Origin of the sequence: Methylobacterium longum, from assembly GCF_022179385.1 — a bacterium.
GTDB lineage: Bacteria > Pseudomonadota > Alphaproteobacteria > Rhizobiales > Beijerinckiaceae > Methylobacterium > Methylobacterium longum.
Genome location: NZ_BPQS01000094.1, coordinates 1 through 6,588, shown reverse-complemented (window position 1 = coordinate 6,588; position 6,588 = coordinate 1). Strand labels below are relative to the sequence as shown.

Annotated in this window: 7 protein-coding genes and 2 pseudogenes; 7 read left to right on the top strand and 2 right to left on the bottom strand. The window is 60.0% G+C overall.

Features of this window, described 5'->3' with window-relative positions; genetic code table 11:
* From MFF58_RS30950 to MFF58_RS30920, 7 genes and pseudogenes are all read left to right on the top strand, one after another.
* A pseudogene (locus tag MFF58_RS30950) lies at positions 1-95 on the top strand (IS5/IS1182 family transposase); the annotation flags it as partial.
* 28 nt (positions 96-123) lie between these two features.
* Complete coding sequence (locus MFF58_RS30945; protein ID WP_238294062.1) at positions 124-300, top strand: hypothetical protein; 177 nt, start codon at positions 124-126, stop codon at positions 298-300.
* Between the two features lie 147 nt (positions 301-447).
* Positions 448-708: a hypothetical protein gene (locus tag MFF58_RS30940; RefSeq protein WP_238294060.1), complete on the top strand. Its 261-nt coding sequence runs from the start codon at positions 448-450 to the stop codon at positions 706-708.
* 211 nt (positions 709-919) lie between these two features.
* Positions 920-1,177, top strand: a complete 258-nt coding sequence (locus MFF58_RS30935; RefSeq protein ID WP_238294058.1) for a hypothetical protein — start codon at positions 920-922, stop codon at positions 1,175-1,177.
* A 543-nt stretch (positions 1,178-1,720) separates the two neighbouring features.
* Positions 1,721-2,269 (top strand): hypothetical protein, encoded by a 549-nt coding sequence (locus MFF58_RS30930; RefSeq protein WP_238294056.1) that lies wholly within the window; start codon positions 1,721-1,723, stop codon positions 2,267-2,269.
* Positions 2,270-2,378: 109 nt separating this feature from the next.
* Entirely contained in the window at positions 2,379-2,621 is a 243-nt protein-coding gene (locus MFF58_RS30925) for a DUF6522 family protein (protein WP_238294054.1), read from the top strand.
* Positions 2,622-2,728: 107 nt separating this feature from the next.
* On the top strand, positions 2,729-2,983 hold the full coding sequence (locus MFF58_RS30920; RefSeq protein ID WP_238294052.1) for a hypothetical protein: 255 nt from the start codon (positions 2,729-2,731) through the stop codon (positions 2,981-2,983).
* Positions 2,984-3,215: 232 nt separating this feature from the next.
* On the opposite strand, the pseudogene MFF58_RS30915 reads toward MFF58_RS30920, so the two are convergent.
* Together MFF58_RS30915 and MFF58_RS30910 are read right to left on the bottom strand one after the other, a co-directional pair.
* Positions 3,216-4,452, bottom strand: a pseudogene (locus MFF58_RS30915) (IS3 family transposase).
* Positions 4,453-4,662: 210 nt separating this feature from the next.
* Entirely contained in the window at positions 4,663-5,088 is a 426-nt protein-coding gene (locus MFF58_RS30910; RefSeq protein ID WP_238294050.1) for a VOC family protein, read from the bottom strand.
* Positions 5,089-6,588: the final 1,500 nt, after the last annotated feature.

Here is a 6,588-nt window from a genome sequence, read left to right as displayed (position 1 = left end):
AGGACTTCCGCCGCATCGCCACCCGGTACGACAAGCTCGCTCGCAACTACGCCTCAGCCGTCGCCCTGGCTGCAATCATCGCCTTCTGGTGCTGATCGAGTCCAAACCCTAAGGAGATGCATTATGCTAAGTCCGGTTGAAGCCTTGCAAAAACCGCGCGACGAGATGGTGATGAGCCGCCGGGAACTCGTGGATCAGCAGGAGAGCTTTCAAAACGTGCAAGCCGAGATCGAAATTATAGATCAAGCCATTGCGGACGAGGAGGCTATCGGTAGCAGTACTGGCTCCAAAGCCCTTTAGTTACTGTCGTGGGACGGCTGCTCCGCTAGTTGGTCGCCTTCGCCATAGGTCGCCCGTGGTTCTTCACAACGTCACGAACTACCTGCCGGAGCCATAGCCCGCCCTCGGCTCAGCACCACGTCCTTAAACAGGTTGCCGGATGCGGAGGTGCGGACGTTCGTGTCCGGCCCTGGCCGCTGCACGACGATGCTGACGCTGCCGTTCGTGGACAGCACGAGCGTCGGCTTCAGCGACGACAGCGGCAGCGTGCTGAGCCTCGGCCTGATCCTGCTTCGCCTTCGCCAGCGCGATGCTGGTATCGAGGGCGAGCAGATCCTCCACCGAGCTATTCACCAGCACGTCGGGACGGTTGGCCTCCAGCGCGTCAAGTTCGGCTTGGGCGGCATCGCGATCCCCACGAGGATCTGAGCCGCAGTGCGGGACTCGGCTGGCACCGGCAGACGGTCAACGTAGCTGCGGCCGAGGCTGACATGTGGCGCAACGTTGCCGTCGTGGTGGTTGAGGCGGACGTTAACAGCGGGGAGCATATTCATGCCGGTCTCCCTCAAGCGGCACGAGCAAGTGCGGGAGCAGCCGGCAGTGTGCGGGGACCATCGTCCGGGCTTAGCTGAACACCGTGATGGGCCAGATGCGCCCGCAGGCTCTGCCTGACGTACTCGCTCATGGTCTGGCCGCGCTGGCGGGCGGTGGTCTCAACGGCTCTGGCGAGGTCGATCTCGACCTTCAGCCGGAGCAAGGCATCTCGACGAAGAAGGCCGGTCATGATGTGGCTACGCCTCGATCACTGCGTAGCGACAACTATGGTCATATACCGCGATGCGGCAAGAGTTTGGCGACGCTGACTAAATACCGCCTGCCACCATCTCGTCGCCCGTAGTTATTTCCTGTTGTGTTTTGTTATATCCAGACCGAAATATTTATGCCAATATGCCGCACTACGAAGTGTGATTTTCAAGCGTGGGCCTAACGACTGAGCTGCCCCGTGAACGGTCAGAGAGTTCCGTATCAGCTTTTTTGCTGAAAGGAGTTCGCCATGAGAGCGCGTATCTATCCCGACGTGAACACCAGTTCTGCGAGCAATCAGGCCGCTAATAGGATCGCTCACCGCCGAGGTGAGGACGTTGACACGACGGACCAGCTTCCCAGTCCGTACTTGCTTGGGATCGCTCTGGCAGGCTCAGCGGTGGCTGCCTTGATAATCCGGATAGTCATCGGGTGAGCGTTGCGGCGCGGCGTCGTCCTTCGCGGCGTCGCTGCCTGCCGGCCGCTGTCCCGAGGCTTCCAATCCAAGCCTGCGTTCTCCGTGGCCATTCGACACGCGCGGACTGCAACTGGACCTTTCGCAGCTGCCATCGCTTTCACCTGACGAGAGCGAGGAATTGCAGATGCCCATCGATCATGTTGCCCACGCTCCCGTCAGTTGGAAAACGTTGATCATCACCACGATATTCGTGTTCATGATCTTCATGGTCGCGTGGATGCTGTACTTGGCAAACTCAGGGACTCCGGCACAGCTGTCATCGCAGTGAAATCTGTCATTGTGTCTGCCGCCGACGCGCCGGCTCAATTAGATCAAGCCTCGTCCAGTTGGGGAACCATGATGAACGCTCTCATTCTACTGATCGCTCGGTTCATCCAGTTCTTCACCGGCGACAGTGATAAGCGTAGAAGCACGTCGGAGAATATGGAGCAGGAAAAGGAAGCTCTTGGTGGCAACAGGTTCGTCAGAGCCAGGAACTTTGACGATGATTATCGGGAAGCTACGGAGCTACTGAAGACCCGTATGGACAGACGGTTTCCGGACAACTATCGCGCGAAACTGGGAACTGATGGGAGCGGCACCTACGATCATGGCCAGGATCGTGCCGCCGCCGTCGATACCATGTCGGCCGAGATAGCTACGGCGCTTCGGGACGGGGCCACCGTCAGACAGGCAGCGGAAGCGGGCGCTGCGGGCGCTGGCATCTGAAGTAGGGATTGGGGCACGACCTTACTGGAGGACCGTGCCGCAGACCGCATGAAGTGTTACTCTCACTTTCAGCCCCGCATCTACTGCCGAGCTGCAGGAGGGCTAATCCATGCGGCTCGATCTCGGCCTGGAAGGCGATTGGATGGTCGATCCCCGGGATCTGGCATCCCGCCTCAATGTGAGCACGAACGAATTGAAACGCCTGAATAGGCTGGGGCGAGTCGATGCTCAGCTGGCTACCGGAGCGGACGAGGACACAGGTCTTTCGCGCGTTATCATTCGCCTGTCCGACAGAGGTTGGTCGGGGGTCTTCGACGAAAGCGGCGCGCTCATCAGCGAAGACGCGTGGTGAGATCAGCGCACCGGCTTCGCTGCTCGACGATGGATAGTCATCGACTCGACGGAACCAAAAACCGGCGTATCCTCAGTGAGCCCCGCAAGAGGGCACGGGAGGATGGAATGTCTGCAAACTGGAAATCAGTCAAAGATGACCTGGATTGGAGCTTGAGTCTGGGAGAAGATGTTAAGGGTCGCGATGAGCTGAAAAATGCCTTTAGTAAGGACAACTCCAAGCATATGGATGCTGTGATCCAATCTTACAAAATGGGCCAGCGCGACAACCACAAAATATCCAATCTTACAAGGTGCGCGCACGAAGATGACAAACGTTTGTACAATATCGGAAGAAAACTGATTGGTCTTAAGGCGCTGTAATGCGTACATTATTTTATTAGTCGGAGCGCGCCTCGTTCAGACTAGCGGTATGGAATACGGCGGTTGTCAGAACAGCATCTCGGTTGGCTTTCGCTTCCGATCCTCCTGCGCTTCCTTGAGAGCGATAGCGATGTCGAGGTTCGACACGTTCTTTAGCTTCGGCAAAAGGTCGAGCAGCACTGCCCGAGGAATGGAGTGCACCCTGTCTGACCGGACAGGCAGCGGGGTGGGTTTAGGCACTCCGGCTGAGGTACTCTCGGGGCGAGAGCATGCGCAGGCCGGAGTGCGGGTGGATGGTGTTGTAGTCCTCGAACCAAGCCGGCAGAAGCCGCATCACGGTCTCGGCGTCGGCCAAGATGGCCAGGCGGGCATAGTCGCGCTTGAGCGTCTTCACGAACGCCTCCGCGATGCCGTTGCTCTGCGGCGAACGCACCGGGGTGAACAGCAACCGTAGGCCGAGCGCGGCGGCCGTCTGCGCTGTCGCCTTGGCGATGTAGGCCGAGCCGTTGTCGGACAGCCACTCGACCGGGTGCGGGGTCTTCGTCGCGCCGAACCGGCGCTCGCAGCAGGCGATCATCAGGTCACAGACCATCTCGGCTGAGACGCCTGTCGTGGTCGCCGACCACGCCATGATCTCACGGTCGCACGCGTCGATGGCAAACAGCACGCGGACGACCGCACCGTCCCGGCAGCGCAGTTCGAGGTGATCCGAGCACCAACGCACGTTCGAGCGCAACGCCACCACGATGCCGTCGTGGGTGCGGCCGGGCCGGTGGGCGGTGTGCGGCGCGAGCGTGAACCCGTTCGCCTGCAGGATACGCAGCACCCGCTTGGCATTGACGCTCGCCTCGCCGCGCGAGCGCAGTGCCCGGTTCACCAGCGCGGTGACGCGGCGATAGCCGTAGCTCGGGCGGGCATCGACGATCGCGCGGATCGTCGGCAGCAGCTGCGCATCCTCGGGCTTGCGGTAGGGACCGCGCGGCTGGGCGGGGCGGCTCAGGCGCTCGGCCAGGTGGGAGCGGCCACGCCGAGCGTGTCGGCGACCGCCTTTACCGCGAACCACCCGTCGAACCGCCCCAGGAGCTGAGCGGCGAGGTCGGTTTTTTTGTGCGCGCGAGGTCGAGCGCCTCCCTCAGGATCTCGACTTCCATGGTCTTGCGCCCGAGCAGGCGTTCGAGGTCGCGCACGCGTCGCTCCAACTCGCGCACCCGGCTGGTCCCGACGACCTCCTCGTCGGCGTGCACGGCCTGATGGCCGCCCTCCAGCATGCGCCGCTTCCACGAGAACAGCAGGCTCGGCGAGATGCCGTAGCGGCGGGCGACGAACGACACGGACGAGCCGGGCTGCTGGCTCTCCTCGACGAGGCGGATCTTCTCGGTGGTGGACCAGCGACGTCGACGCTGAACGCCGGTCAGGATCTCGCCGTGCACCGGCGGGGCGGTCGGATCGGATGACATAGCCTTACCCATAGGCCAACGCCTATGCCTTCGTGAGCTATGCCGCCTGTCCGGTCAAAACGGGGGGCGGTCCAGAGACTTAGGTCCCGGTCGATCACGTCAGCAACGCCTCATTCGCACTGGCTTATGGACGGCTGGCTGCCTGTGAAAATATCGCTTTGGAGAACGGTTTGGAATTTAGCTCAGGGTGGAAACCGGACATGTCCTTCGAGCGCAGCGAGACTAGGCGGGCAGGACGAGGCAACCATCGTTAGCGAGGATGAAATACGGGTTCCAGGCAACTTCCCACAGAAAGCCGTCCAGATCGCAGAAGTGCCCGTGATGGCCACCCCAGACTGCATCTTGCGCGTGTTGGGTGATCTGCCCACCGAGAGCTTCCGCCTGCGCGAGCACTTTGCCCACCTCGTCGCGGCTGCGTGTGTTGTAGGCGAGCGTGAAGCCCTGAGAGGGGCGGCTCTCCAAGGGCACACCAGCGTCTTTTGCGAGGTCGGCACGCGGATACAGCGATAAGCCCAAGCCGCCGAGTTGAAAGAAGGCGACACCCTGCGCGGATTGCACGCGCCGGGACCATCCCAACCCTTCGTAGAATGCAGTCGCTCGACCGAGATCGGCGACGCCAAGGGTGATAAGGCTCAGGCGTGGTTCCAAGGGATGCCCTCTAGCAGTAGGCTCGATGACTTCATGGGTCTCTGTCTGTGCCAGCCGTCAAGGTCCGCTATCGGTCGAGGCTGTGTGAAAACGCAGAGGCTTTCCGAAATTGTAGAACAATCTTCTATGTTGCAGCCATCCAAGCACCCTAGAGAGCGGCACAGATGCCATTAGGACGCGTATTCCGGCGCTGCCCAATGCATTCGAAGGGATATCCTTCTACCGCCTCCGCGTTTTCACACAGCCTCGGTCGCAACCTGACCTGTCTCAGATGGTGAATGTCACCCATCCGGAGCATTGGTGCCCGCACAGGCGAACCAAAGCTTGGCAACCGATTATGCAGAGCGCCTTTCCCCCTCCTACCCGGCCGTTCCCGGAGCAAATCAGCGCCATTTCGGCCTAGGGTTGCAATCGGTTAACGAATGGTTAAGCTCGATACCTAAGTACAAACAGAGGGCGGGTCATGAAACAAGTGAATGCGCAGCGCGAGACCAACTCGGCGGCTTCGTCACTCGTCGCCAAGCCAATCCATTCTCAGCATGAGGATGAGGCTCATCAGGAGCATATGCGCCGTCTCCACAATGCCCGCGCGAGCCAGCGGGCTGCTCGGCATCATCGGATCGCCGGGGTATCTCTTTGACGATCCTTGACCCGGTCAGCGGGAAGTTGGTTACTCTCCAAATCCCAAGGCCGCGCCCTCAGCAATCATGAGGACTCCAAGGGGCTCGGAAGCCGTCTGTTGCTATTCTTCAACGGATGGTTAAGCTCCTACGTAGTTCGACTACGGGGCGACCATGATTAGTATTTTGCCAACACACGACGGCACCTGGACCGTCTATCGAGGCACTCACGCGCTGATTACTGGCCTGACTCGACTTCAGGCTGAGCGTTACGAAGCCGCTATCGCCCGAAATATATTGACCTGAGTCATAATCAGTTCGGCACTTTGACCAGAATGCTTTACTGTCTTCGAGAGCTTATGCGTCGACATTCGAGGGTCGGCCCTTGAACCTGTTAGTGCCCAACCATATTTTAATCCTTGCACAATGGGTAGAAGTGCGCGCTGTTATCGCTACTGAGGCGGTAGCAATTGCATTCGAGCTTGTAGGTTCTCGGCATTGGGCCAAAGCGACTCTCATTCGGACTTCGTCACGCAACCATCGTATTCGCTAGCTTGAAATCCTAGCGAACATCGGTGCTCTTGATGCCGGGTTCGATCGCAGTCAGACGAGTTGGCCATTAGCGTTCTGTCAACCCATTCCTGACAACCACCTATTCGACGGCGATCGTGTGAACGGAAAAGGCTCGGCGTGTAGGCGAGCAAAGCCTCCCACACTGCCGAGCCGGACGAGAACGATGAAGCGATCAACGCCTCGTCTTAGGCGTTTATGACCTGACCGGTATTTTGGACCGGGCCAGTTGCGAGGCTACTGCATGGTCGCACCCATGGGTAGCCGGAAGGCCAGATCCGGAAAGCTGACAGGCGCGGGCGGTCGGTAG

Bases quoted from the DNA above. Each gene is read 5' to 3' on its own strand.
- MFF58_RS30945 (WP_238294062.1), top strand. From the start codon at position 124: ATGCTAAGTCCGGTTGAAGCCTTGCAAAAACCGCGCGACGAGATGGTG.
- MFF58_RS30925 (WP_238294054.1), top strand. From the start codon at position 2,379: ATGCGGCTCGATCTCGGCCTGGAAGGCGATTGGATGGTCGATCCCCGG.
- MFF58_RS30935 (WP_238294058.1), top strand. From the start codon at position 920: ATGGGCCAGATGCGCCCGCAGGCTCTGCCTGACGTACTCGCTCATGGT.
- MFF58_RS30920 (WP_238294052.1), top strand. From the start codon at position 2,729: ATGTCTGCAAACTGGAAATCAGTCAAAGATGACCTGGATTGGAGCTTG.